The sequence below is a fragment of the Exiguobacterium sp. s64 genome, assembly GCF_018618035.1.
GTDB classification, from domain to species: Bacteria; Bacillota; Bacilli; order Exiguobacteriales; family Exiguobacteriaceae; genus Exiguobacterium; species Exiguobacterium mexicanum_A.
In genome coordinates, this window is the sequence record NZ_JACSLH010000009.1 from 1 (window position 1) to 23,439 (window position 23,439).

22 protein-coding genes are annotated in these 23,439 nt (G+C 49.5%); 13 read left to right on the forward strand and 9 right to left on the reverse strand.

What is annotated here, in order from left to right; translation table 11 throughout:
• Window positions 1-255 precede the first annotated feature (255 nt).
• From KNP64_RS12130 to dnaA, 7 genes are all read right to left on the reverse strand, one after another.
• Window positions 256-1,245 carry an HD-GYP domain-containing protein gene (locus KNP64_RS12130; protein ID WP_138858550.1) on the reverse strand — a complete coding sequence of 330 codons (990 nt, stop codon included), beginning with the start codon at window positions 1,243-1,245 and terminating at the stop codon, window positions 256-258.
• 62 nt (window positions 1,246-1,307) lie between these two features.
• Window positions 1,308-3,878 (reverse strand): DNA gyrase subunit A, encoded by a 2,571-nt coding sequence (gene gyrA / locus KNP64_RS12135; RefSeq protein ID WP_214793770.1) that lies wholly within the window; start codon window positions 3,876-3,878, stop codon window positions 1,308-1,310.
• A gap of 22 nt (window positions 3,879-3,900) precedes the next feature.
• The gene (gene gyrB, locus KNP64_RS12140; protein ID WP_034780293.1) at window positions 3,901-5,829 is read right to left on the reverse strand and encodes a DNA topoisomerase (ATP-hydrolyzing) subunit B; all 1,929 of its coding nucleotides are present in this window, start codon (window positions 5,827-5,829) and stop codon (window positions 3,901-3,903) included.
• 54 nt (window positions 5,830-5,883) lie between these two features.
• Window positions 5,884-7,002, reverse strand: a complete 1,119-nt coding sequence (recF, locus tag KNP64_RS12145; RefSeq protein ID WP_034780294.1) for a DNA replication/repair protein RecF — start codon at window positions 7,000-7,002, stop codon at window positions 5,884-5,886.
• 1 nt (window position 7,003) lies between these two features.
• Window positions 7,004-7,219, reverse strand: a complete 216-nt coding sequence (gene yaaA, locus KNP64_RS12150; protein ID WP_034780295.1) for a S4 domain-containing protein YaaA — start codon at window positions 7,217-7,219, stop codon at window positions 7,004-7,006.
• Between the two features lie 135 nt (window positions 7,220-7,354).
• On the reverse strand, window positions 7,355-8,494 hold the full coding sequence (dnaN, locus tag KNP64_RS12155; RefSeq protein ID WP_214793767.1) for a DNA polymerase III subunit beta: 1,140 nt from the start codon (window positions 8,492-8,494) through the stop codon (window positions 7,355-7,357).
• A 197-nt stretch (window positions 8,495-8,691) separates the two neighbouring features.
• A complete protein-coding gene (gene dnaA / locus KNP64_RS12160; RefSeq protein ID WP_021067847.1) occupies window positions 8,692-10,065 on the reverse strand; it encodes a chromosomal replication initiator protein DnaA in 1,374 nt (457 codons plus the stop codon).
• Window positions 10,066-10,836: 771 nt separating this feature from the next.
• Between dnaA and rpmH the strand changes: the two genes are divergently transcribed.
• From rpmH to KNP64_RS12180, 4 genes are all read left to right on the forward strand, one after another.
• Window positions 10,837-10,971, forward strand: coding sequence for a 50S ribosomal protein L34 (gene rpmH, locus KNP64_RS12165; RefSeq protein WP_015880216.1), 135 nt, complete (start codon window positions 10,837-10,839; stop codon window positions 10,969-10,971).
• 168 nt (window positions 10,972-11,139) lie between these two features.
• Window positions 11,140-11,493, forward strand: a complete 354-nt coding sequence (gene rnpA / locus KNP64_RS12170; protein WP_034780297.1) for a ribonuclease P protein component — start codon at window positions 11,140-11,142, stop codon at window positions 11,491-11,493.
• Window positions 11,494-11,595: 102 nt separating this feature from the next.
• Complete coding sequence (gene yidC, locus KNP64_RS12175; RefSeq protein ID WP_034780298.1) at window positions 11,596-12,456, forward strand: membrane protein insertase YidC; 861 nt, start codon at window positions 11,596-11,598, stop codon at window positions 12,454-12,456.
• Between the two features lie 121 nt (window positions 12,457-12,577).
• On the forward strand, window positions 12,578-13,120 hold the full coding sequence (locus KNP64_RS12180; protein WP_128123804.1) for an HdeD family acid-resistance protein: 543 nt from the start codon (window positions 12,578-12,580) through the stop codon (window positions 13,118-13,120).
• Window positions 13,121-13,136: 16 nt separating this feature from the next.
• Here the strand turns inward: KNP64_RS12180 and KNP64_RS12185 are convergent, their stop codons facing one another.
• Entirely contained in the window at window positions 13,137-13,889 is a 753-nt protein-coding gene (locus tag KNP64_RS12185) for a nucleotidyltransferase domain-containing protein (RefSeq protein WP_214793764.1), read from the reverse strand.
• 170 nt (window positions 13,890-14,059) lie between these two features.
• Here KNP64_RS12185 and mnmE point away from each other — a divergent pair, with 170 nt between their 5' ends.
• From mnmE to KNP64_RS12210, 5 genes are all read left to right on the forward strand, one after another.
• On the forward strand, window positions 14,060-15,439 hold the full coding sequence (gene mnmE, locus KNP64_RS12190) for a tRNA uridine-5-carboxymethylaminomethyl(34) synthesis GTPase MnmE (protein ID WP_128123806.1): 1,380 nt from the start codon (window positions 14,060-14,062) through the stop codon (window positions 15,437-15,439).
• 15 nt (window positions 15,440-15,454) lie between these two features.
• Window positions 15,455-17,341 (forward strand): tRNA uridine-5-carboxymethylaminomethyl(34) synthesis enzyme MnmG, encoded by a 1,887-nt coding sequence (gene mnmG, locus KNP64_RS12195; protein ID WP_138860248.1) that lies wholly within the window; start codon window positions 15,455-15,457, stop codon window positions 17,339-17,341.
• 4 nt (window positions 17,342-17,345) lie between these two features.
• On the forward strand, window positions 17,346-18,062 hold the full coding sequence (rsmG, locus tag KNP64_RS12200; RefSeq protein WP_034780307.1) for a 16S rRNA (guanine(527)-N(7))-methyltransferase RsmG: 717 nt from the start codon (window positions 17,346-17,348) through the stop codon (window positions 18,060-18,062).
• 79 nt (window positions 18,063-18,141) lie between these two features.
• Window positions 18,142-19,020 (forward strand): nucleoid occlusion protein, encoded by an 879-nt coding sequence (noc, locus tag KNP64_RS12205; RefSeq protein WP_214764163.1) that lies wholly within the window; start codon window positions 18,142-18,144, stop codon window positions 19,018-19,020.
• 49 nt (window positions 19,021-19,069) lie between these two features.
• Window positions 19,070-19,852 carry a ParB/RepB/Spo0J family partition protein gene (locus KNP64_RS12210; RefSeq protein ID WP_138860246.1) on the forward strand — a complete coding sequence of 261 codons (783 nt, stop codon included), beginning with the start codon at window positions 19,070-19,072 and terminating at the stop codon, window positions 19,850-19,852.
• On the opposite strand, the gene yyaC is transcribed toward KNP64_RS12210, so the two are convergent.
• A complete protein-coding gene (gene yyaC, locus KNP64_RS12215; protein WP_138860245.1) occupies window positions 19,825-20,451 on the reverse strand; it encodes a spore protease YyaC in 627 nt (208 codons plus the stop codon). The two genes, KNP64_RS12210 and yyaC, sit on opposite strands and share 28 nt — an antisense overlap.
• A gap of 169 nt (window positions 20,452-20,620) precedes the next feature.
• On the opposite strand from yyaC, the gene KNP64_RS12220 reads away from it, so the two are divergent.
• The 4 genes from KNP64_RS12220 (at window position 20,621) to rpsF (ending at window position 23,423) form a co-directional block, all read left to right on the forward strand.
• Window positions 20,621-21,559 (forward strand): mechanosensitive ion channel family protein, encoded by a 939-nt coding sequence (locus KNP64_RS12220; RefSeq protein ID WP_138860244.1) that lies wholly within the window; start codon window positions 20,621-20,623, stop codon window positions 21,557-21,559.
• Window positions 21,549-21,752 (forward strand): DUF951 domain-containing protein, encoded by a 204-nt coding sequence (locus tag KNP64_RS12225; protein ID WP_034780313.1) that lies wholly within the window; start codon window positions 21,549-21,551, stop codon window positions 21,750-21,752. The genes KNP64_RS12220 and KNP64_RS12225 overlap by 11 nt, the downstream gene beginning before the upstream one ends.
• 152 nt (window positions 21,753-21,904) lie before the next feature.
• On the forward strand, window positions 21,905-23,005 hold the full coding sequence (ychF, locus tag KNP64_RS12230; RefSeq protein WP_034780315.1) for a redox-regulated ATPase YchF: 1,101 nt from the start codon (window positions 21,905-21,907) through the stop codon (window positions 23,003-23,005).
• A 130-nt stretch (window positions 23,006-23,135) separates the two neighbouring features.
• Complete coding sequence (gene rpsF / locus KNP64_RS12235; protein WP_021067861.1) at window positions 23,136-23,423, forward strand: 30S ribosomal protein S6; 288 nt, start codon at window positions 23,136-23,138, stop codon at window positions 23,421-23,423.
• Window positions 23,424-23,439 lie beyond the last annotated feature (16 nt).

The window sequence follows — 23,439 nt, forward strand, 5'->3', positions numbered from 1 at the left end:
CGTCCTGAGCCAGGATCAAACTCTCCAAAGAATTTGATATAGCTCTTTAAAAATGACGAAGCTTGCGCTTCATTCAAAAATTGTAAAACTTTTTTGCCTCATCGTTCAGTTTTCAAAGTTCGTCTGCCGCTCTTAGCGACTCATTAATAATAGCACCTGCTCTACTATTCGTCAACTATAAAAATAAAATATTTTAAAAGAATAAAAACGTGGTGTGTTTTCGGTCGCCACTATATAGAAGAAACACACCACAGATCATTGGAATGCAATGATTCGAACTTCATCTAAACGAGTCAAATCGTACATTTCTTGCGTCGGTTCAGATATGACAATCGGTTGTTCGACGTTCGGTGTATAGTTACGGATGGTACCTCGAACCCCACTACTCAACAACACAGTTCGACCGACTTCATAAAATCCAAGCAATGTCGCCAAAAGGGTAAGTGCTTCCCCATCGTAAGCTTCATTTTGCCACATATAGAAATATGCCTCTTCCGGTGTCAAAGCGTCTCGAAACGTGCGTGGGGCTGTCAACTGACAAAATCGATCTGCCACAATGAACAGCGGCGAGGCCGGATGGAGCGACCGCTCCTCGAGACGATTCGGAAAGCCAGAACCATTAAGACGCTCATGGTGTTCCGCAACCAACTTACTGACGCGCTGGCGCAGCGTCTGATCTTGAGGCAACATCGCCATCGATACGAGTGGATGTTGATACAATAACTCTCGTTCCATTTTTGTGAAATAACGCATATGCGACCATTTTCGAATTTTTGCGTAGCTGGCGTCTGCAAAATACGAGGCGATGCCGTAGTCGAACTGGAGTCGATGTTCATCCCCCCGATACTTGGACAAGGTCCTTGCAACGAGTGCGCGATAAATCGCATGATGAATGACGTGATTTTTTCGAAGTGGTTGTTTCGTGAAAAATGTAACGATAGCTGATAATGGATAATCACGACGAAACAATTGATGGATAAACTCTAAGGCTTCATAGGGATTCGGAGCAATCCGTTCCTCCCATTGATTATAGTGACGTTCATATTGGAGGATCTTCTCACACAAATCGCGTTCTTCTTCTTGCGTGAAGCGACGACGTTCCACAGGAGCAACTTCAATCGTCTCCACTTTTAAAAACCGAAGCAAGCGTAAATGTTCATTCGTCAGTCTAATGCCAGCCTCTAATGAAGAGACCGATGTTTTTAGGACCATCCCTACGTGAACGTTTGAAATAGCGAGTCGCATGCTCATCCCTCCTGATCGTATGAAAACAGGTCGAACGGAAGCTCCGTTCGACCTGTTTCGCCTTATTCGGTCACTTCAGACGATAGGTCGGTTTCTGGTGCTTCACCATCAAATCCATTCTCCATCTCATCTGCTGATTCCTCTTCTAGCTCATCTTTTTTCAATTTTGCGATGGTCGCTAAGCGATCGCCGTCCTCGATGTTCATGACTTTCACACCGCGCGTACTGCGACCCATTTGTGAAATCGTCTGTGCGTCAATTCGAATGGCGACACCGAGCTCGGTCATGAGCATGATATCGTCGTCCTCATCCACGACTCGCATACCGACGACGGTGCCGCGGTCGGTCTTGATTCCGATGATTCCAGAACCACCTCGACCTTGCGTACGGAATTGCTCCATTGCGGTACGTTTTCCGTAACCTTTTTCCGTGATGATCAATACGTCTTGTGTCGGTCGTACGATTTCCATCGAGACAACTTGATCATCGTCCTTTTTCAATCGGATGGCACGAACGCCGCGAGCTGTACGGCCCATCGAACGCACTTCCCCTTCAAGTGGGAAACGAATCGACATCCCTTCACGGGTCACAATCAACATTTCGTCGTCGCTCTTCGCGAGACGAACGGTGACGAGTTCATCGGTGTCATTCAAACTGATGGCACGAAGTCCATTTTTATTGATGCGGGCATACGCCGAGAGCGGTGAACGTTTAACGAGTCCTTGTTTCGTAACGAATACGAGCGACAATTGCTCATCCGCCACTTCCGCTTCCGAGTCTTCAGTGCCATCCTCGACGATGGCCTTGTCCGCCAAGTAACTCTGGAAATCGACCGGAATCATCGTTTCGACTTTCTCTCCTTTATCGACTTGGAGCAAGTTGATAATCGGCATCCCTTTCGCAGTCCGACTCATCTCAGGAATCTCATAGCCTTTCAAGCGGAAGACACGGCCGAAATTCGTAAAGAAGAGAATCGTATCATGCGTAGATGCAGACAAAAGACGTAACACGAAGTCTTCATCGTTCGTGCCCATTCCTTGTTTCCCTCGTCCACCACGGCGTTGCGTACGATATGAGTCACTCGGGATCGACTTGATGTATCCTTCACTCGTAAGTGTGATCATCATGTCACGGACCGGAATCAAATCTTCATCTTCGAGTTCGATGATGTCCGTACGGATTACCGTCCGACGTGGATCGCCGTAACGCTCCTTGATTTCTGTCAACTCGTTGCGGATGATTTGGAGCAAGAGTTCTTCGTCCCCTAAAATGGCACGAAGTTCTTCAATCAAGGCACGAATCTCACGATACTCGCCTTCGATTTTCTCTCGTTCAAGTCCAGTTAACCGCTGAAGACGCATGTCGAGAATCGCTTGTGTCTGTTCAGTCGACAATCCAAAACGAGCGATCAACTTCTCGCGAGCCTCGTCACCGGTCCGTGTACTACGGATGATGGCGATGACTTCGTCCAAATGATCCAGTGCCACGCGCAATCCTTCGAGGATGTGCGCACGTGCCTCAGCCTTGTCGAGGTCGAATTGTGTCCGACGACGAACGACTTCTTTTTGGTGCTCGATATAGTAATAAATCGCCTGCTTCAAGTTGAGGGTCTTCGGTCGACCGCCGACGAGGGCGAGCATGTTGACTCCAAACGTCGTTTGCATCGGCGTTTGTTTATACAAGTTGTTCAAAATGACGCTGGCATTCGCATCCCGGCGTACTTCGATGACGACACGCATCCCGTTACGGTCTGATTCGTCACGAAGGTCGGTGATGCCTTCGATTTTCTTGTCGCGTACCAAGTCGGCAATCTTTTCGACGAGGCGCGCTTTGTTCACTTGATACGGGATTTCATGAACGAGAATGCGCTCACGGCCATTTTTCAACACTTCGATTTCAGCTTTGGCACGCATCGTGATCGATCCACGACCCGTCTCATAGGCGCGGCGAATTCCGCTACGTCCTAAAATCTCACCAGCTGTCGGGAAATCAGGACCAGGAATATGCTGCATCAACTCAGAAATCGTGATATCCGGATTATGCGTCAATGCAAGTACCCCATCAATCACTTCGTTCAAGTTATGCGGCGGTACGTTCGTGGCCATCCCGACTGCAATCCCGCTCGTTCCATTAACCAAGAAGTTCGGGAACCGGGCAGGCATGACGACCGGTTCTTTTTCTTCCCCGTCAAAGTTCGGTTGGTAATCGATTGTATTCTTCCCGATATCACGGACGAGTTCCATCGCAATTTTCGACATCCGCGCTTCTGTGTAACGCATCGCTGCCGCCGAGTCACCGTCGACAGAACCAAAGTTTCCGTGGCCATCTACGAGTTCGTAACGGTAACTAAAGTCTTGTGCCATCCGAACCATCGTCTCGTAAACGGCAGAGTCACCGTGTGGGTGATACTTACCGATAACGTCACCGACCACACGGGCCGATTTCTTATGGGGCTTGTCAGCACGAATTCCAAGTTCGTTCATCGCATAAAGAATGCGGCGGTGAACCGGCTTCAAACCGTCTCGTACATCTGGGAGGGCACGTGACACGATTACGCTCATCGCATAGTCCATGAACGAGGTGCGCATCTCTTGGCTAATATTTATATCCTTGATATTTTCTTGTTCTGCCATTCGTTATTGCCTACCCTTCTTTTTAAATATCGAGGTTTTTCACGTAATGCGCATGTGATTGGATGAAGTCACGTCGCGGCTCGACATTGTCACCCATGAGTGTTTCAAAGATCTCATCCGCCTCAATGGCGTCTTGAAGGTCGACACGAAGCATCGAGCGTGTCTCTGGATTCATCGTCGTGCTCCACAGCTGTTCAGGGTCCATCTCACCGAGACCTTTGTAACGCTGTACACTGTAACGAGCATTTTCTGGAAGCTGTTTAATCGCTTCTTGCAGTTCCCGTTCATTTTGGACGTAGGTGACGTCTTTTCCGTGCTTCAAGCCGTAAAGTGGCGGTTGCGCGATATACACATAGCCGCTTTCAACGAGCGGACGCATGTAACGGTAGAAGAACGTCAAGAGCAGTGTCCGAATGTGGGCTCCATCGACGTCGGCATCGGTCATGATAATCAATTTATGGTACCGCGCCTTCGCGAGATCGAACTCTTCCGCGATCCCAGTCCCGAGCGCCGTAATAATTGTACGAACTTCTTGGTTGGCTAAAATCTTATCGAGTCTCGCTTTTTCGACGTTGATGATTTTACCTCGAATCGGCAAGATCGCTTGGAAGTGACGATCGCGACCTGATTTTGCAGAGCCACCGGCCGAGTCACCCTCGACGATGTACAATTCAGACTTCGATGCATCTTTCGATGAACAGTCTGCTAGTTTCCCAGGCAATGAACTGACTTCGAGGATTCCTTTTCGGCGAGTCATTTCACGAGCACGTTTCGCTGCAAGACGAGCACGTGCCGCCATTAAACCTTTGTCGACAATCAATCGCCCGACAGACGGGTTCTCAAGCAAGAACTGCTCGAACGTGTCTGTGAAGAGCGAGTCTGTCGCTGTACGAGCGTCAGCGTTGCCGAGCTTTGTCTTCGTTTGACCCTCGAACTGTGGCGACGGGTGTTTGACCGAGACAATCGCCGTCAATCCTTCACGTACGTCATCCCCTGACAAGCTACCGTCGGCTTCTTTCATGAGACCGAAGCGTTTTGCATAGTCGTTGATTGAACGCGTGAGCGCCGTTTTGAACCCTGTCTCGTGCGTTCCGCCCTCGTGGGTCGGAATGTTGTTCGTGAATGAATAGATGTTGCTCGCAAATCCTTCGTTGTACTGAAGCGCGATCTCAACTTCAATCCCATCCTTCGTGCCATGTACATAGACAGGCTCATCGTGGATTGAGGCTTTTGAGCGGTTCAAGTGTTCAACGTATGACTTGATTCCGCCCTCGTAATGATAGTTGCGTTCAATCGTCTCATCACTGCGCTCGTCTTTTGCGACGATGCGAAGCCCTTTGTTCAGGAAGGCAAGTTCGCGCAGACGTGTGGCGAGTAAATCAAAGTCGTATTCGAGCGTCTCCTCAAAGATATCGCCGTCCGGGAAGAAACGGACAGTCGTACCCGTCGTATCAGTCGTACCAACAATTTCGAGTTCTCCTTGTGGAACACCGCGTTTGAATGATTGGTAGTAGACGTTGCCGTTACGGCGAACGAACACTTCAAGTTTCGTCGACAAGGCGTTAACGACCGAGGCCCCGACGCCGTGCAAACCGCCTGAGACTTTATATCCGCCACCACCGAATTTACCTCCGGCGTGAAGGACCGTGAAAATGACTTCAACGGCTGGACGTCCCGTTTTCTTTTGAACATCGACCGGGATGCCTCGCCCATTGTCTTCAACGACGACTGAGTTACCCGGCTCGACCGTGACCGTAATCGTGTCACAGTGTCCCGCGAGTGCTTCGTCAATCGAGTTATCGACGATTTCCCATACTAAGTGATGGAGTCCTCGTGAGCTCGTCGAACCGATATACATCCCCGGGCGTTTGCGAACAGCTTCTAACCCTTCAAGTACTTGAATCTGATCGGCACCATAATCTTGCATTTGTTTTTCGTTTTCGTTACTCATCGGTTTCATTCACCTACTATACATGAATTGGTGTTCATATGGATTGGTCTTACTTCATACAGATTCTGTTTCAACTTCGCCCTGTTTCACGTGAAACACCTTTGCTTGTTGAATCGTTTCGTGAGCGATCCCATCAATATTGGTTGTCGTGATAATCGTTTGGACTTTTTGGCCCATCGTATCGAGCAGATGGGTTTGGCGATGGTCGTCTAATTCAGATAACACGTCATCTAACAAGAGCAGCGGATATTCCCCGACCTCTTCGTGAATCAGTTCAATCTCCGCTAGCTTTAAAGACAAAGCCGCTGTGCGCTGCTGACCTTGCGAACCGAACGTTTGGACATTGCGATTGTTGACGTACAACTCAAAATCATCTCGATGCGGACCAAATAACGTCACACCCCGTCTTCGTTCGTTCTCTCTTATTTTATCAAACTTTCGACGATACGTTTCAAACATCGCATCTTTTGGGTAACGTTCTTTTTGGAATGTATCCGATACGTACTGAATCGTCAGTGTCTCCAAGTTTCGCGTGATGCCGGCGTGAATCGGTCCGGCCCATTTTTCGAGTTGATCGATGAAATGATGGCGCCGTGAAACGATTTTCACCGCAAGTTCAATCATTTGATCGGTAAGTACCTCGAGCAGTGTCTCATCCCCGCCTTTGATTGAGAGCTGTTTCAACAGGGCGTTTCGTTGCTTTAGCGTCTTCAAGTACTGGTTTAATTCATGTAGATAAACAGGACTCACTTGCCCGATCTCCATATCTAAAAACCGACGTCGTCCTTGCGGGCTGCCTTTGACGATGGCGAGGTCTTCTGGTGCGAACAGTACGACGTTGAAGGCCCCGACGTAGTCGCTGAGACGACGTTGTTCGAGATGGTTCAATTTCGCTTTTTTCCCTTTCGGTGAAAACGTGAGCGATTGGACCGTCTCACCGGTCCGTTTATGAATCCGCCCTTCGACCATCGCAGCATCCGCTTCCCAGCCGATCAGTTCACGGTCTTGCGTCGTCCGATGTGACTTCGCGAGCGCAAGTACGTAAATCGATTCGAGTAGATTCGTTTTCCCTTGGGCATTTTCCCCGATGAGAACGTTCGTCTGTTCTGAAAAATCTAGCTCGAGGGTTTCGTAGTTGCGGTAGTTTTGCAATCGGATCGACTTTAAGTGCACGTTAGTTCCCCTCGATTTGGAAGTCTCCGAAGCCTTCGACTTCAATCGTATCCCCATCCCGTAGTTTCCGTCCGCGACGTTGATCGACCTCGCCGTTCACTTTGATCTGAACGTCCTCTAAAAAGAACTTCGCTTGGCCTCCGCTTGAAATAATATCAGCCAACTTCAAAAATTGTCCGAGTGTTACATACTCGGTTGTAATCGACACTTTTTGCATGTCGTCACTTCCTTTCTTTCATACTTAGTACAAAAAATCGCCATACTTATTAGTTTATCGAAAAACGTCGAATAAGGCAAAAACGGGGATGATAAGGTGAAACACCTCATCATCCCCGAATCCGCTCCGTCAGATTTAAGACGTACGGACTGGCAAGATCAACTGAAGGACGCTATCCTGTTCGACCGGACGCAAGATGAACGGTCGCATCGAACCCGTAAACTGGATTTCGATTTCTGAAGCATCAAGCGCACGGAGTGCATCCATCACAAATTTAGAGTTAAATGAAATTTTTAACTCTTCTCCTTCAAGCGACAGGATGCTGACGCGTTCTGACACTTTCCCGACTTCTGGAGAGTGGGACGAAACTTCAACCGTCGTCGCTTCTTCCGCGACAAATTTAATGACGTTGTTGCGATCGGCCCGGGCGAGCAGCGAGGCTCGGTCAATTGCCTGCAAGAAATCTTTAGCGTTCAAACGGACCGCTGTCCGGTATTCTTCCGGAATCAAACGTGATGTGTCCGGGTACGCCCCGTCTAAGAGACGTGAGAAGAACGAGATGTTTTTCATTCGGAATAAAATTTGTTGATCCGTCAAAACAATCTCGACTGGCAATTCTTCGCGGTCGAGCAATTTAGCGAGCTCGTTCAATGAGCGGCCCGGTACGACAACGTTTTGGAACGTCAAATCGTTGTCGGTCTCGAACCGTGCCCGACGGAGGGCTAAACGGTGGCTATCCGTGGCGACACAAGTCAAAAATCCTTTTTCAGCTGAGAAGTTAACCCCTGTAAGAACGGGACGTGTCTCTTGAGCTGATACAGCGAAGCTCGTCTGGCGGATGATTGTCTTCAACAAATCAGCCGGCAAGTAAAAACGACGCTCGCTTGAAAGCTCAGGAAGACGTGGGTATTCATCTGGGTCGAATCCGTTCAAGTGGAATTCGGCTTGTCCTGACTCAATCCGCGTCATAAAGTTTGGAGACACTTCAAGTGTCACTTCATTCGTCGGCAACTTTTTAACAATTTCGCCAAGGAAGCGTGCATTGAGCACGACGCTGCCTGCTCGTTGGATTTGAATGAGTTCGATTCCGCCTTCTTCAATCGGGATTAAGCGTTCGATTGAAATCTCGGTATCACTTCCTGTGAGTGTCAACCCATCGGCATGAGCCTCAAGCTTTAAACCTGTGAGGATTGGAATCGTCGTTCTAGAAGCAACGGCCTTCGATACGTCTTGTACGGCTTGCATGAATACATCTCGCTGAATCGTTAAGTGCATGTGGATAATTCCTCCTAAGTGAACTGAGTCATATAGTTTAATAATAATAGTATTATTTAAATCATAATAGTAATAAGGGCTGTGGATACTGGGGATAAGTCACTTGAACCACTCGTACTAAGCCATTCTGCCTGTGAATAACATGTGGATAACTATGTGGGTTTATCCACAGGATATCCACAGCGAAACACAAGACGTTAGGACAAAGCCTTCTTTAGTGTCTGAATCGTCTCTTGCATCTCTGGATCATGCTTGAGTAACGTACTAATTTTCTCATGAGCGTGGATAACTGTCGTGTGATCACGTCCGCCGAACTCTTCTCCTATCTTAGGAAGCGAGCTTTCCGTCATCTCACGGGACAAGTACATCGCGATTTGACGAGGGAATGCTAGCGTCTTCGTCCGTTTCTTCGCTTTCAGCTCGTCTACTTCAATATTAAAGTGACGACCGACAATCTCTTGAATGTCACGAATGACGATCTTCTTCGCTTCTTGGACCGGCATGATATTGTGCAACGCTTCGGCAGCGACATCCGGATCAATCGGACGACCGACGAGTTTGGCGTAGGCGACGACGCGCGTCAACGCCCCTTCGAGCTCACGAATGTTCGTGTCGATTTGATTGGCGATGTACAGCATGACGTCGTTCGCGATATCAAGCCCTTCTGCTGTCGCTTTCTTACGTAAGATGGCAATCCGCGTTTCGAGGTCAGGCGGTGTGATATCTGTGATAAGACCCCATTCGAACCGTGAACGAAGACGATCTTCGAGCGTCGGGATCTCTTTAGGCGGTCGGTCGCTAGAAATCACAATCTGTTTTTGGTCGTTATGAAGCGCATTGAACGTATGGAAGAACTCTTCCTGCGTCTGCTCTTTACCGGCCAAGAACTGAATGTCATCAATCAAGAGGACATCGATGTTCCGATAACGGTTACGGAACTCTTCGGTCTTATTGTCACGAATCGAGTTGATGAACTCATTTGTGAACTTTTCAGATGATACGTAAGCAATTCGTGCGCCAGGCTTTTGCCCTTTCACGTAATGCCCAATCGCATGCATCAAATGTGTCTTGCCGAGTCCGACTCCCCCATAAATGAAGAGCGGGTTATAGGCGCGGGCCGGAGCTTCTGCCACGGCGAGCGAGGCGGCATGGGCAAACCGGTTTCCGGAGCCGATGACAAATGTCTCGAAAATGTATTTGTCATTCAGTTGTCCGAGGTTCCCTTCCTCTTTTGGCAGTACTGGAAGCGGCTGTTCTTTCATTTCTGTGGCAGCAATCGTTTCTTTCGATCCATCCGCAGGTGCATACTTGTGTGCTTGCGACTCCTCGATAAAATGAATCTCAAGCTTGTTGTTTGTCACTTCTTCAATCGTATCTTGTAACAATGACAAGTACTGACGTTCAAGCCAAGTCACAATGAAACTGGCTGGCGCGGATACGACGAGCGTCGTCCCCATCAACGAAATTCCTTCTGTTGATTTCAACCACATATCAAAGCTGGCTTTTGGCGTTCGTTCCTCTTCTTCAATCAGAGATAAAACATTTCTCCAAATCTCGCGAGCATTCTTCAATGAAAGACCTCCTTTACTCACATGTTGGCGAAACTTATTCACATGATATACACATTCACTATTCTATAGTAGATACTAGGGTTATCCCCAGAGAACAAAAACTGTGGATAACGTTATCCACATGTTGTTGATGTTGGGGATAACAGTTATCCACAGCCTGTGTATATCTTGGAATTGCTAAAAGTTCATCCACAAGTTTGTGCACATTCAGTTTATCAAAATAAAATAGACGTGGCAACGGTTTTTGATATTTATCCACAGACGACCAAAAGAATCCACAGGCAGTTATCCACATGCTGTGTACAGTGTGGATAAACTGTGGATATGTTGTGGATAATTGTTAGTAAGCAAAGTTGTGGTCAGAAAAGTTATACACAAAAGAGGAAGAAGGAATGGAGAAGAATATTTTTTTAAAAGAAGAAAATGAAAAATTAAAAAACGGCATGCTTAATTTGTTGAAAAAGAAGGAGTTATTCACATATAAGTGTGGATAACTCTTGGGATATGTGGATAAAATGGCTTAAGACAGCTGTTTGTAAAAAAGTCACTGTAAGATTGTTAATTCTCGATGTTACTTAACGCTTCCGTTTCTTCTAAATCGTGCCATCCAGAGATCGTCTCCCCCTCCCCTGGCAATTGATTTCGCCCTAATGGAAAACCTAACGAAAATTCATTGACAATCTGGGGAACTGTTTATATAATCTTAAAGACTGCCTTAAATGAAACTATAACTTGCTAATAGAGCGTTAACCTTGAGGAGGTGCTTTAACCATGAAACCAACTTTCAATCCTAACAACCGTAAGCGTAAGAAAGTCCACGGATTCCGTGCTCGCATGGCGACTAAAAACGGCCGCAACATTCTTGCAGCTCGCCGTCGTAAAGGCCGCAAAGCCTTGACTGTCTAATAAAGATCATGAGATTGCCCGAGGATTTTTCCTTGGGCAATCTTTTTTTTATATCGTCACAGAAGTCACACAAACGGACGGAAAAAGCTGATTCGCCCTCGTTGAAACGAATGGGATATGGTATGATGTTAGTTGACGATTTTTGAAGTGAAGGATGGAGTGAGAATTTTGAAAAAAGAATACCGCCTGCAAAAGAATGAAGAGTTCCAAGCGGTGTTTCGTGAAGGACGCTCCGTGGCCAATCGTCAGTTTGTCGTCTACACGCAAAAAGCGGATCAAGCGCACTTCCGGGTCGGACTTTCGGTCAGTAAAAAGCTTGGAAATGCCGTGGAACGAAACCGGATGAAACGATTGATGCGTGAATCACTTCGCTTGCTCGAACCAAACGTGGCTCCGCACAATTACGTCATCATTGCGCGCAAACCTGCGACGTCCCTTACACAAGATGAAGTGACGGAAAGCTTGAAACACGTCTTTAAACGGGCTAAAGTTTGGAAGCAGAGACAAGTCGATCGATCGTAACAATCCGAGCTCGTTCTTTCATATATAATGCGAACTAATTAGGATTGACCGATAGACGTGTGATGAAACAAAAGAATCGATAAAGAAAGCGTAGGAGGAACTATGAGCAAAAAGCTAAAATTAGGATTGTTGGCCGTCATGACCGGCGTCATCATGTTGATGGCTGGTTGTGTCGACCCATCGACGATCCAAGGAGAGCCGATCACGGCTGAGACGGAAGGCTTCTGGTCGAAATACTTTGTTTGGCCATTGGCATGGTTGTTGAAAGAAGCGGCTTACTTAATCGGTGGGACGTGGCAGTACGGATACTCGATCATCGTTGCGACGATTATCGTTCGTCTCTTGATTTTACCGCTTATGATCAAGCAGACGAAGAGCATGGGTGCGATGCAAGTGTTGCAACCGGAAATGCTCAAGCTTCGTGAGAAGTACAGCTCGAAAGACCAAGAGACGCAACGCAAGCTTCAAGAAGAAATGATGAAGATGTATCAAGAGTATCAAATCAACCCGCTCGCGGGCTGCTTGCCAATCTTGATTCAAATGCCGATCCTCTTCGCGTTCTACGATGCGATCCGTCGGACACCTGAAATCTTTGAAGCGCAGTTCCTTTGGTTCGACCTCGGGGCACCAGATCCGACGTTCATCTTGCCGATTCTCGCGGCAATCTTGACGTTTGCACAGCAAAAAATTTCAATGGCGGGCCAAGAACAAAACCCACAATTGAAAATGATGCTCTACATCTTCCCGGTGATGATCTTCGTCATGTCGATTACCCTTCCGGCTGCCCTCTCGATGTACTGGGTCGTCGGTTACATCATCTCGATCATCGTGACGATGGCAATCATGCTCCCGATGCGTGAGAAGATGAAAGTCCAAGCTGAAGCGAAGATTGCGGCGAAAGAAGCAGAACGTGCCGCGCTTGCTGAAGAAGAGAAGAAGACGAAAAAGAAAAAACGTAAATAAATCCTAAGGCTGTGGATAATCAATCCACAGCCTTTTTTTGTCGCTTCGGATGGATAAGGGCCGAATACGGGAATAAAGGAAGAAGTGGTCTACTTCGTTACATCGGAAAGGGGTCTTTCAAATGGAGACGCTTATCAAACGGTTGGAACGGTCGACATTCATTCAGGCAGCACTTTATGTCATCATCGGTTTACTCATCATCTTATATCCACGTTTCTTTTTTGATGCGATTGTCTATGTGGTCGCGGCTTATTTTGCCATCATCGGTCTAATCGCCATCGTTCAAGGGTTGCGCCACAAACGAAACGGCCTCCCACCCGGCTTTTTTATGGGAATCATCTATCTATTGATCGCCTTGATCGTCTTTTTCTTCGCCGAGACGTTAGCGAGCCTGCTTCCAATCTTCATCGGTGCCCTCTTCTTGTTCGGGGGGATCATCCGGTTGATTCAAGCCGTCGGATTTCGCCGGACGATCGCCAATCGGTGGATGTACTTCATGCTGAGCAGTCTATTGTGGATTGGGATTGGCCTGCTCATGTTGGCGAACCCGTTCGATAGCCTGCTCGTCTTGTTCCAATTGTTCGGCGGTTTTCTCATCGTCGTCGGGGTGATCGAATGGGTGCTCTATTTCACGCTCCGCTCGTCGAGACGTCAGCAAGCATAAACGAAAGCCGCTCACATCAGGAGCGGCTTTTTTCACGGGTGACGAGTCGGTCCAAAAACGGACGAATCACTTCGAACGCAACGGTCGTCTCGAAGAAGGGACGCTCGGCTTCGAGACGGGAGATATACCAGCGAGCGGCTGTCGCATGATGGTCGAGTGTCAACGCTTCATAAAAGGTCCGGATTTCAATCCGCTGCCGGGCGGCCACGTCTTTCAACCCGAGCGCGGCCCGTTCAGGTTCATAGTGAGCGGCAAGTGCGTAAGCGAAATGACTCATGCCTTGCCGGAGCATCTCGACGGCCCAGACATCGTTGCCGCGGTCACGGGCTTTCGTATATTGGAAAAAGAACCAAATCGCATCAAACACGTGTCCGCTCAAATTTTCAACAGATAAAGTGAGCGAACTCGGGTGATGTTGCAGTCGGTGTTCCGGATCGTACAGCACCGTAATTGTGTCTTGATGGTTCAACGTGTCCGCCGTCACCGTGAAGAAGTCGAGATGCAAGAAATCATCATAGACGACGATCAGTTGCGGGGCCACGATATCGATTTCGTCCTCGAGCAGGATCGGGCGATATGTGGCCAGATGGTCGCGGCGGCGCGGCAAGAACTCATTCAGGCTGTCAGGGGCGACCATGACGTACAAGTCGACATCGGAATGTTCGTCCGCTTCACCACGTCCGAACGATCCTTTCAAGAAAATGGCCTGCACATCCGTGTCGGAGATGAGGCTGTCGGTCAATGTGGCGATGGCATCTTGCTGTCGCATTTCATCACGTCCTCCATGGAAATATATTCCTTTATTGTACTAAAGTAATTCCTTGAAATGCAACCGTTGCTCGAGAGGTCGGACTCTTTCGTTCGAGACAAATATCGTGTATAGTAGGTGCGTTATGCATAAGATAGAGGAAGTAGTAAGAAGTATGGGAGGGAAAGATGATGCTAGAGTTTGACACGATTACGGCGATTTCGACGCCGATGGGTGAAGGGGCAATCGGAATCGTCCGCTTGTCCGGTGACCGCGCCGTCGAGACGGTGGGCCGTGTGTTTTCTGGAAAAGATTTGACGAAAGTGGAGTCACATACGATCCATTACGGAAAATTGAAACGTCCTGGCACGGACGAGGTCGTCGATGAAGTCATGGTGAGCATCATGCGCGCACCGAAGACGTTCACGCGAGAAGACGTCGTCGAAATCAATTGCCACGGAGGAATCGTCGCGGTCAATCGTGTCCTCGAACTGATTCTTGAACAACCGGACATCCGCTTGGCAGAACCGGGCGAGTTCACGAAACGCGCCTTTTTAAATGGACGCATCGATTTGTCGCAAGCAGAAGCCGTCATGGATTTAATTCGTGCCAAAACGGATCGGGCCATGAACGTCGCCATGTCACAAATGGAAGGACGTTTGTCACGGCTTGTCCGCGAGTTGCGTCAATTGTTGCTTGAGACGATTGCGGCGGTCGAGGTCAATATCGACTACCCGGAATACGACGCCGAAGAGATGACCCAGGCCATCGTCGAAGACAAGGCGGGCGAAGTGAAGCGTGTGCTCGAGCAACTGCTTGAGACGGCGCGGCAAGGGAAAATCTTGCGGGAAGGTCTCGCGACAGCGATTATCGGTCGGCCGAACGTCGGCAAGTCATCGCTCATGAACACGCTCGTTCAAGAGACGAAAGCGATTGTCACGGAAATCGCCGGCACGACGCGCGATACGATTGAAGAGTATGTGAACGTCAAAGGAGTTCCGCTCAAATTGATTGATACGGCAGGGATTCGCGAGACGGAAGACATCGTCGAGCGGATCGGTGTCGAGAAATCGCGCAAGGCGCTCACGGGCGCGGACTTGATTTTGCTCGTCTTGAACGGGCACGAAGGTCTGACTATCGAGGATGAGGCCTTGTTTGAGGCGATTGCTGGTATGAATGCGATCATCATCATCAATAAGACGGACTTGCCACAAAGTATGGATTCTTCTAAGCTGGAGAAACTAGCGGCAGGTCGCCCGATCGTGGCGACGTCTCTCTTATTAGAAGAGGGAATCGACGCATTGGAGAAGGCGATCTCGAACTTGTTCTTCGCTAAAGGCGTCGAATCACAGGATATGACATATATCTCGAACGCACGACACATTCAACTCATCAAACGGACGATCGAACAAATCGATGAGGCGCTCGGAAGTGCCGTCATGAATTTGCCGATCGATATGGTCCAAATCGATTTACGACGGGCGTGGGACACGCTCGGCGAGATCAACGGGGACACCGTTCAAGAAAGTTTGATTGATCAACTCTTTTCACAGTTTTGTCTTGGGAAATAATAAGGAGGAACAACTATGGCTTACACGGCAGGCGAGTTTGATGTCATCGTCATCGGAGCCGGTCATGCAGGGATCGAGGCCGCACTGGCGTCGGCACGCATGGGCGCGAAAACGGCGATGCTCACGATGAATCCGGATATGGTCGGATTCATGTACTGCAACCCATCGATCGGTGGTCCCGCGAAAGGGATCGTCGTTCGCGAAATCGATGCCCTCGGCGGCGAGATGGCGAAGGCGATCGATGCGACATACATTCAAATGAAGATGCTCAACACATCAAAAGGTCCAGCAGTGCGCGCATTACGGGCGCAAGCGGACAAATTCCAATACCAAAATCATATGAAGAAAGTGCTTGAAGACGAACCGAACCTATTGCTTCGTCAAGCGCTCGTCGAACGACTTCTCATCGAAGACGGGAAAGTCGCCGGTGTCGTCACGAATACCGGTTCGGAGTACCGCTCGAAAGCGGTCATCGTCACGACGGGTACGTTCATGCGCGGTCAAATCATCATCGGCGAGTTGTCGTATGAGAGCGGTCCGAACAACCAGATGCCTTCGGTCGAATTGTCGAAGCATTTAGAAGAGCTCGGGCTCGAACTCGTCCGTTTCAAAACGGGGACACCACCACGAATCGACGGCAAGACGATCGATTACTCGAAGACGGAGATTCAACCAGGGGACGACAATCCGTCGCTCTTCTCCTACACATCGAAAGACCTCGACCCGATCGAGCAAATCCCGTGCTGGCTCACCTACACGAGCGAGCGGACGCACCAATTGATTGATGAGAACTTGCATCGTTCGCCAATGTACTCAGGTGCCATCAAAGGGACGGGCCCGCGTTACTGCCCATCGATTGAAGATAAAGTCGTCCGGTTCAACGATAAACCGCGTCACCAAATCTTCCTCGAGCCAGAAGGTCGCGACACGGAAGAAATTTACGTGCAAGGCTTCTCGACGAGTATGCCGGAAGACGTTCAGCATCAAATGCTCCGGACGATTCCAGGGCTTGAGAACTCAGAGATGATGCGCCCTGGATACGCGATTGAGTACGATGCAGTCGTACCGACGCAACTTTGGCCGACACTCGAGACGAAGACGGTCGGCGGATTGTTCACGGCAGGTCAAATCAACGGGACGAGCGGCTATGAAGAAGCGGCCGGACAAGGAATCATGGCCGGAATCAACGCCGCATGCCAAGTGCTCGGCAAAGATCCGGTCATCTTGGACCGCTCACAGGCGTATATCGGCGTCTTGATTGACGACCTCGTGACGAAAGGGACGAACGAGCCGTATCGCTTGCTCACATCCCGTGCCGAGTATCGGTTGCTCCTGCGTCACGACAATGCGGACCTTCGCTTGAGCGACATCGGTCATGAAGTCGGTCTATTGTCACCAGAGCGTCATGCCCATCTTGAAGACAAACGAGTCGCGATTGCGGCAGAAGTAAAACGTCTCAACGGACTCGTCATCAAACCGTCGGCTGACGTGAACGCCGTGCTCGAAGAAGTTGGCGCGAACCCGCTCAAAGAAGCGACGCATGCCAGTATTCTTTTGAAGCGGCCAGAAGTGACGTACGCGACGCTCATGCGCTTTGCACCGGCACCGATCGAAGTGCCGTTTGAAGTGGCGGAGCAAGTCGAGATTCAAGTGAAATACGAAGGCTACATCTCGAAGCAGCTCGAGCAAGTCGAGAAGATGCGTCGGATGGAAGAAAAACGGATTCCGGAGAAACTCGATTACGATGCAATCGGTGGTCTTGCGACGGAAGCGAAACAAAAACTAAAACAAGTTCGTCCGCTCTCGATTGGACAAGCGTCACGTATTTCCGGGGTAAACCCGGCGGACGTTTCGATCCTTCTTGTCTATATCGAGCAAGGACAATACGCGACAGTGGAGTGAAACGATGAACCAATCCCAATTTATTGAGGCGCTGCAGGCAGAAGGGTTTGAATTGAGCGAGAAACAACTCGCTCAGTTCGAACTGTATTTCGAGATGCTCGTCGAGTGGAATGAGAAGATGAATTTGACGGCGATCACGGACAAGGAAGAAGTGTATTTGAAGCATTTCTATGACTCGCTCAGTGCGGCGTTCCATTTCGACTTCGCAAACGTGGATACCGTATGTGATGTCGGTGCCGGGGCTGGATTCCCGAGTTTGCCGCTCAAAATTCTATTCCCACACCTTCACGTGACGATTATCGACTCGCTTAACAAGCGGATCACGTTCTTAAACGAACTCGCGCTCGCGCTCGGGTTAGAAGGTGTGGCGTTCCATCATGGACGCGCCGAAGAGTTTGGAAAAAATAAAAAATTTCGTGAGCAATTTGATGTCGTAACCGCCCGTGCAGTTGCCCGGATGACGGTGCTCGCCGAGTACTGTTTACCGCTCGCAAAAGTCGGCGGAACGTTCGTAGCGCTCAAAGCAGCGAAGGTTTCTGACGAGCTTATCGATGCGAAAAACGCCTTGGCCGTGCTCGGTGGGAAAGTAAAAACGACACACCAGTTCCTATTGCCAGGAGAGATGAGTGAGCGTAATATCGTAATTGTAGATAAATTACGAAAAACGCCTGGGAAATATCCACGTAAAGCGGGTACCCCAGCGAAAGAGCCGCTAATCTGAGCAATAGTGTTTCACGTGAAACTAAAAGCAGATTCCGGTAGTGGAATCTGCTTATTTTTTACATAGAGGGGTGCCGACGTTGAAGAAAACATTTGCTAAACTGTTCGGAAGTCGTCCGGAAGTAGCCGTCGCGGAACTGGCAGAAGTCAAATCGAATGATGCTGTCCAAGAAATTGCCTTATCGTTGCTTTTACCGAACCGTTATCAACCGCGTAAAGTATTCGAGCCGGCTAAAATCGAAGAGCTCGCTGTCACAATCGATGAACATGGTCTTTTGCAGCCAATCGTCGTCCGAAAAGCAGAAGAGGGACGCTACGAGATTATCGCTGGGGAACGCCGCTTCCGCGCCGTTAAATCGCTCGGCTGGTCGGTCATTCCGGCCATCGTCCGGGAGATGGATGACGATACGACAGCTGCCTTGGCGCTGATTGAGAACTTGCAACGCGAACAGCTCAGTCCGATTGAGGAAGCAGAGGCGTATGATCGTCTGCTCGCCATGAAAGGTCTGACACAAGACGCGCTCGCGAAGAGTCTCGGCAAGAGTCAGTCGACGATTGCCAATAAACTACGCCTGTTGAAATTGCCGAACGACGTCAAGCAATGTTTGCGCGACCGCCAAATCAATGAACGTCACGCTCGGGCGCTTTTGCCGCTCAAAGAGGAAGGACTCCAGCTCCAAGTGCTCATGGAGATTATAGAGCAGGACTTTAACGTCAAAGAGACGGAAGAACGCGTCGCCTTCTTGACGACACCGATTGAAGAAGAGAAGCGGAAACCGAAAAAGCAACGCCGTCGGACGAAAAGTTTCGCACGTGACACGCGAATCGCCCTCAATACGATCCGGGACTCGGTCAGTTTGATCGGCAAAACCGGAATCGAAGTCCAAACCGAGGAAGTCGAAGAAGACGAATTTGTTGAAATTCGAATTCGAATCCCGAAAGCACGGCCACAAAAGTGAGCCTGTGCTTTTTTTATAGCTATCAGTCAGAAGGAATGGAGGAATCATGATGGAACGGTTACCGATTAAACACATTCGTCCCAACCCGAACCAGCCCCGTAAGCAGTTCGAACCAGAAAAGCTAGACGAGCTCAGGCAATCGATTGAACGTTATGGTGTGTTGCAACCAATCGTCGTCCGTAAAGCGAGTGGGTTTTATGAAATCATCGCCGGCGAGCGCCGGTTTCAAGCTGCGAAGTTAGCCGGCAAGACGGATATCCCGGCATTGATTGTCACGGCCGACTCGGACCGCGTCATGGAACTCGCCTTGATTGAGAATATTCAACGTGCCGACTTGAACGCGATCGAAGAGGCGCTCGCCTACGAACAGTTGATGCAAACGCTCGGATTGACCCAGCAACAACTGGCCGAACGCGTCGGCAAGAGTCGGAGCCATGTGACGAACAGCCTCAGACTGCTTCGGTTACCGAATGCGGTCCAGCATGCGGTCATGGTCGGTGAGTTGACGATGGGCCACGCCCGGGCCATCACCGGCATGAAATCGGTTCAGGCGATGGAACAGATTGCCCGTCGCGTCATCGCCGAGCAATGGACGGTCCGCCGACTCGAGCGCTATTTACAAAAAGAGCGCATTGAAAAAAAGACGCTCAAACGCTCGGACGCCGACGTGGAAGCCGTCGAGGCGGTGCTAGCGGAACGTCTTCAAATGGATGTATCGATTCGCCCGCGTCGAAAAGGGGGCGTCCTCGAGCTGAAGTATTTCTCGCAAGACGATTTGGAGCATTTGTTGACGCTTTTATCGCCTCAAGATTTCGATTCGTCGCGAGATTGACGAAGCCGGGTAATGGCTGCCTCTTCTTGATGGAGCCGTCCGATTCGTAAGTCGAACTCGACGAACCCGTCGGTGATGAAACGGGCCAACTCGTAGACGAGATGTAAGCGTGTGTTCTGCAAAATCATCATCTCCATAAAGCCGCTCACGTTGACGACAGCTTTGATGTTGTATTCACCGACCGAAGGGAGCTCTTTTTGGACGCCGGCGCCAGGAGCGAGCGGCCCTTCCGAAAAGAAGATATACCCGACACTCGACAATCGGCCGAGACAGGCGTCGATTGCAATGATGAGGGGGCGGTGAAATCGTGTCTGAATCTCGTGGAGCGTCTCGACGAGGTTCAAGGCATGGACCGGTTTTGTCAGTGTCCCGTAAACATGGATATTGCGAACGGACCGTTCTTCGAGGAAGGTACCGACGAGCGGTCCGAGTGAATCCCCCGTGGAACGGTCGGAGCCGATACACACGAGGACGATGGGACGATGCGTCTCTTTCGCCAACTGGTCGTGCAGTTGATCGGCAAAGAGCTTGGATCCACTCCGTTCGGTATGTTCGATGAAGAAAGAGTATGGTTTATGAGGTTTTAGGCGAAACGGCATGAATCTCATCCTCTCTTCTAAGCTGCCTGCGTCTAGTTGCAATTGCGGAATGAAACCGTATTATCCCATTCCCGGAACACCGAAACTTATAACGTCCGGATGTAGGGTTTGAGAAAAGTCGTCAATTATGGTTTGATGAGTTAGAATCTATAACTTTAGAGGTGACAACATGGCTTCACAAAATACAGATACAGACTTGAGCACAGTGGCCGATGAGACGATTGATAACGTCAATCGGTTCGTCGCTTATTTCCAAGACACGGAGATGTGGATTGGACTCGGCATTAAATTGACAGGTGTCGCGCTCATCATCTTGGCGCTTTATGTGGCGTCACGCATTTTGACGTCGATGGTGCAGCGCGTGTTCGCCTTGCGCAAAATCAAAGAAGATAATATCGTCGCCCAGCGCCAAAATGAGACGCTGTCAAAACTGGCTCAAAACACGATTCGGTACGTCCTTGGCTTGATTATGATTTTGACGGTGCTAGGCCAGTTCGGCGTCAACATCGCTGGTTTGATCGCATCGGCCGGGGTCGCCGGTCTCGCCATCTCGTTCGGGGCGCAGAACTTGGTGAAAGACGTCATCACGGGCGCCTTCATCATCTTTGAAAATCAATACAAGAACGGGGATTACGTCAATTTGAATCAACAAGTCGACGGGACCGTCATCGAAGTCGGGATTCGGACGACGAAGTTGAAGGGATTGAACGGGCAAGTGACGATCATCCCGAACGGACAAATCATGCAAGTGACGAACTACTCGCTCGAGAACAGCGTCGCGGTCGTCGATATCGGTGTCGCCTATGAAGAAGACATGGGCAAAGTCGAGAAGGCGTTGAAAGAGATCGCGAAGACGGTCGAAGAGAAGTATCACGACTTGTTCATCGAGCCGATCACGCTCGCCGGGGTCCAGTCGCTCGGACCATCGGAAGTCGTCTATCGTCTCATGGCCGAAGTGCCACCGACGCAACACTTCGCGGCCGGACGGATTTTGCATAAAGAGTTGAAAACCGGACTTGATGAGCGCGGAATCGAGATCCCGTATCCGCGGACCGTCATGATGCCGCCAACCACATCGACTAAAGGAGCGCCCGAAAATGCAGGCTAAATCGTATGAGTTGAACGATTTTGTAGAAATGAAGAAACCACACGCCTGTCAGACGAACCGTTGGCAGGTGACTCGGGTCGGGATGGACATTCGTATCAAGTGTCAAGGCTGCGGGGCGAGTGTACTCATGCCGCGCCGCGACTTTGATAAGCGATTGAAAAAAGTGCTTCCACAAGAGAACGCCGCTGAATAAGTGGCGTTCTTCTCTATGTTACAACCGTGAGTTGCGGTTTAATCGAGGACTAACTATAATTGTGAAGGATGTGACGGTGTGGTGTACTGAACGTACCCACTCCACAGACGGATCAACATTTCCCGGGAAAGCCGGATGAGGAGGAAATACAAGTGGGATTAACAGCAGGAATCGTCGGATTACCGAACGTCGGGAAATCGACATTATTTAACGCCATCACGCAAGCCGGTGTAGAGGCAGCCAACTATCCGTTCGCCACGATCGACCCGAACGTTGGGGTCGTCGAAGTACCGGACGCGCGTCTTGACCGGTTGACGGAACTCGTCAAACCGAAGAAGACCGTACCGACCGCATTTGAGTTTACAGACATCGCCGGAATCGTAAAAGGTGCGTCAAAAGGGGAAGGGCTCGGAAACAAATTCCTGGCTAACATCCGTGAAGTCGACGCGATTTGCCAAGTCGTCCGTTGCTTTGAAGATGACAACATCACACACGTCGCGGGTAAAGTCTCACCGATCGATGACATCACGACCATCAACCTCGAATTGATTTTGGCCGACCTTGAATTGGTCGAGAAACGCATCACACGCGTTCAAAAAATGGTCAAGTCGAAAGACAAAGGCGCAGCTCAAGAGCTCGAAGCACTTGAAATCGTTCAAGCAGTCCTCGAATCGGAGCGCCCGGCTCGTGTTGCTGAATTGACAGAGGATCAACTCGCTATCGTCAAACATTTCCAGTTGCTCACGATGAAGCCGATGCTTTACGTCGCGAACGTGAGTGAGGACGAAGTGGCTGACGCGGACCAAAATCCTTACGTCCAAGCAGTTCGTGAACACGCCGCGACAGAAGAGGCGAAAGTAATCGTCATCTGTGCTCGCATCGAGGAAGAAATCTCAGAACTCGAGCCAGAAGAGCGCCTTGAATTCTTGCAAGACCTCGGCATCGAAGAGTCGGGGCTCGATCAATTGATTCGTGCCGCCTACTCGACGCTCGGTCTCGCCACATACTTCACGGCTGGTGAGAAAGAAGTGCGCGCCTGGACGTTCAAGCAAGGCATGAAAGCTCCACAATGTGCGGGCGTCATCCACTCTGACTTTGAACGTGGGTTCATCCGTGCCGAAGTCGTATCGTATGAAGACTTGTCAGCTGCCGGCAACATGACGGCAGTTAAAGAACAAGGGAAACTTCGCTCAGAAGGAAAAGAATACGTCTTCCAAGACGGCGATGTTGTCACGTTCCGCTTCAACGTTTAAGCCATTTTCCGCAAACGTATTGTAAAATGAACAGAAGTTTGATAGTATATTATGACGTGAGTAAAACAATTGTTTGCTCCTTGCTCCTACAACCGGTAGGAGCCGTTAGTCCAAGAGGAGGTGAAAGATAATGCGTAAATACGAACTTCTTTACATTATCCGTCCATCAGTTGATGAGGAAGCTAAGAAAGCTTTAATCGAACGCTTCAACAACGTCATCACTGAAAACGGTGGTACTGTTGATAAAACAACAGACATGGGTAAACGTCGTCTCGCTTACGAAATCAACAAGATGCGCGAAGGACACTACGTTCTTCTCAACATCACTGCTGAGCCTAAAGCGATTCAAGAAACAGAGCGTCTCATGAAGATCTCTGATGACGTTGTCCGTCAAATGACAACTAAAGACGAGCGTTAATTCTTAACGCTTCATA